Genomic DNA, 2,885 nt, shown 5'->3' on the forward strand with positions numbered 1-2,885 from the left:
GCTTGCCGCCGACGACCGGCCGCTTTTGGTGCTCGACGTCGATGACGTCGTGCTGGAATTCATCCGGCCGTTCCCGCATTTCCTGAAATCGCGTGGCTTTGCCCTGACGCTTGCCTCCTTCCGCCTCACCGGCAACATCGCCGAGACGGCGAGCGGCCGGCTGATCGAGCAGGCGGAGGTGACGGCGCTGCTCGGCGAGTTCTTCGACGCCCAGGCCGAGTGGCAAAGCGTCACCGACGGCGCGGCGCAAGCGCTGTCAACATTTGGCGGCCGCGCCGAGATCGTGCTGTTGACGGCCATGCCGCACAAGCACCGCGCGGTGCGCCGCGCCCATCTCGATGCGCTCGGGCTGACCTACCCGCTTCTGACGACCGAAATGGCGAAAGGCCCGGCCGTCGCCAAACTGCGCGGCGCCAAGGGCCGGCCGGTCGCCTTCGTCGACGACCAGCCGTACAACCTTGCATCGGTGCGCAATTCGGTGGCCGACGCGCATCTCTTCCACCTGATGGCCGACAATTCGTTGCGCGCCTTCCTGCCGCCAACGCCTGACGGCATCGTCTCGGTCGAGGACTGGCACGAGGCGGCGCCGAAGATCGCCAGCGCGCTCGGACTCTAAAACTCGGGGCGGGAAACCGCTCCGCGCTTTCCTGAAAATGCGTCAGGGCTGCAGCTTCGCGCCCGACCCGCTGTTGCCCTCGCCGGGAATGACATCCTGGTCGGCGCTGTCATCCGGATCGGTGCTGTCGTCCTGGACCGGGTCGGCCGGCTTCAGCATGGCGCCATTGACCGTCACCGAACCATCGGGCTTGGCGTTGATCGCCCATTCGATACGTCCGTCCGGCAGCGTCTTGCCGAACCCTTTGACCGCAAGCACCATCGGAAAATACTGCGCGGCTTCCGGGTCGGTCTTGGCCGCGGTCTGCAGGGCTTCGACGATCTTGTCGTAGCCGGCGATGTTGACGGTCATGCTCGCATCCGGCCTCTCGCCGGGGAAGGTCATCTCGCCTTCCAGCGCGATCTCGATGTCCTTGTTCTTCAGGGTGCTGTGGCCGATGACGGCCTTGGGCGTCTTGGCCAGGAAATCGGCGGAGATCTGGTCGCCGAAATCTTCCGGCAGCGGCGGATTCTTATTGAGATCAAGCGTTTCGATCGCCTTCTTCGCCATGCTGTCGAGGTCGATGTTGGCGCCACCGAAGTTCAGGTCGATATCGGTGGGAAGCAACGCCACACTCCAGCCAGGCAGCATTTGCTGCGGGATCGTCAGGCCTGATGCCTTGATCGCGTAGTTGATCTTGCCGCTCTGAGAGATGCCGTCCATTCCAAACGCCGTGCTGAGTTGCGTGGCGCCGAAAGTGCCGACCGGGCTCTCAACCGCGAAATCCTTGAACCCATACGCTCCGTCGAGCCGTTCCCACAGCGGAAGCGCGGCCAGCAGCAGCGACTTGAGCTGCGCCTGGTTCGCCTTCAGCGTCGCCTCGTCCTCATTGGCCACGGCAAAGGCGAGCAGGTCGAGCAGCGGCTTGGTCCGCACGCCCTTGCCGTTCGCATCCACCGACAGCTCCGGCGACTTTATCGTCACCGGAAACTTCATCCCGCTCTCGGGATCGTCGAAATTGACTGCCTCGGTGAAGCTCGACATCTTCTGCGTCATCGTGACGTCGACGCCGCCATTGGCGGCCTTGGTCGCGGCAAAGTTCGCCGTGCCGGCGCCGAAGCTGGCATCCACATGCTGCTTGGCGTCCTTGGACGTCATCGTCATGCTGGCTATGGTACTGACGCCGCTGGTGAAGGCTGCGAGCGCGGGGTCATAGACGCCGCTGCCCTTGCCGTCCTTGACGGTGAACTGTGTGCTTTGCAGTCCTTCCGGCCCGTTGAACTCGAAGGATGCGCTCTGCGAGAAATCCATCGAGACGTCCCAGGACCCGTCGCTGCGCGGCTTCACCTTCAGGATGTAAGGAGCGACATCGAACTTAAGCAGCTTTTGGTCCGGCAGGGCCTCGATCAGCGCCTTGAAATCAATCGCAACCCGGTAGGCGTCGCCTTCGACGGAGACCTTGAGCATACCAGTGTCGAGCGCCTTCCTGCCGACGTAGCGGGACAGGTCCTCGGAAAGCTGCTTTGCGCCTTGGCTATCGACCGTCTGGGCGAAAGCCGGCGCGCCGAGCGAGAGAAGGAAAACTAGGGGCAGGACACGCTTCACGTCGATTCTCCGTTGACCTCGGAAGACAAAATCGCTTCGCGCTTCTGGTAGGCAAATACCATCACAGCCGCAAGACAAAGGCTAGTCGCCTTGCAAAAGCACCAGCCGCATCAGCGGCCGGCCGGGCTTGCGCTCGACAACCCTCTCGAACCCGGCCTTCTCGAAGACCCGCGATGAGCCGACGAACAGCCCGATCGAACGCGAATCGCGCGACAGGTCGATCGGGCAGGCCTCGACCAGCCGGGCTCCGTTCTGCCGGGCAAACTCGATGCCGCCCTCGACGAGGCGATGCGAGATGCCCCTGCCCCGCGCCTTGACGCGGATGAAGAAGCAGGAAATCGCCCAGACACTGGCGTCGGCGGTATCGGCCGGGTCGACCGGCGCCGATCCCCTGCCCGGGTTGTTCCATTCGGGTACGTCGGCGCGCGGTCCGATCTGCATCCAGCCGACCGCCTTGCCATCCTCGAAGGCCAGCAGCCCGGGCGGCGGCCCGGCCTCGATTCGCGCCTTGATATGATCCTTGTTGCGCTGCTTGTCGTTAGCCCGGCGCACCGCCGGCGCCAGCCGGAAATGCGTGCACCAGCAGCCGTAGCAGGCGCCCTGCTTGCCGAAAAGATCCTCGAAATCCGCCCAGAGCTCGGGCGCCAGCGGCGCTATGGTCGTGCTCATAAGTTCTCCCCAGGCC

3 protein-coding genes are annotated in these 2,885 nt (G+C 64.2%); 1 reads left to right on the forward strand and 2 read right to left on the reverse strand.

The features are described from left to right. The coding region (locus tag EN781_RS29965; RefSeq protein ID WP_127400616.1) for a hypothetical protein at positions 1–616 on the forward strand (616 nt) is incomplete at its 5' end. 42 nt (positions 617–658) lie between these two features. Here EN781_RS29965 and EN781_RS29970 read toward each other — a convergent pair. Further along, positions 659–2,200, reverse strand: a complete 1,542-nt coding sequence (locus EN781_RS29970) for a hypothetical protein (protein WP_126054294.1) — start codon at positions 2,198–2,200, stop codon at positions 659–661. A gap of 81 nt (positions 2,201–2,281) precedes the next feature. Continuing rightward, positions 2,282–2,869, reverse strand: coding sequence for a GNAT family N-acetyltransferase (locus EN781_RS29975; protein ID WP_126054293.1), 588 nt, complete (start codon positions 2,867–2,869; stop codon positions 2,282–2,284). Between the last annotated feature and the right edge of the window lie 16 nt (positions 2,870–2,885).

Source organism: Mesorhizobium sp. M4A.F.Ca.ET.090.04.2.1 (genome assembly GCF_003999085.1).
In the GTDB taxonomy this organism is placed as follows: Bacteria; Pseudomonadota; Alphaproteobacteria; order Rhizobiales; family Rhizobiaceae; genus Mesorhizobium.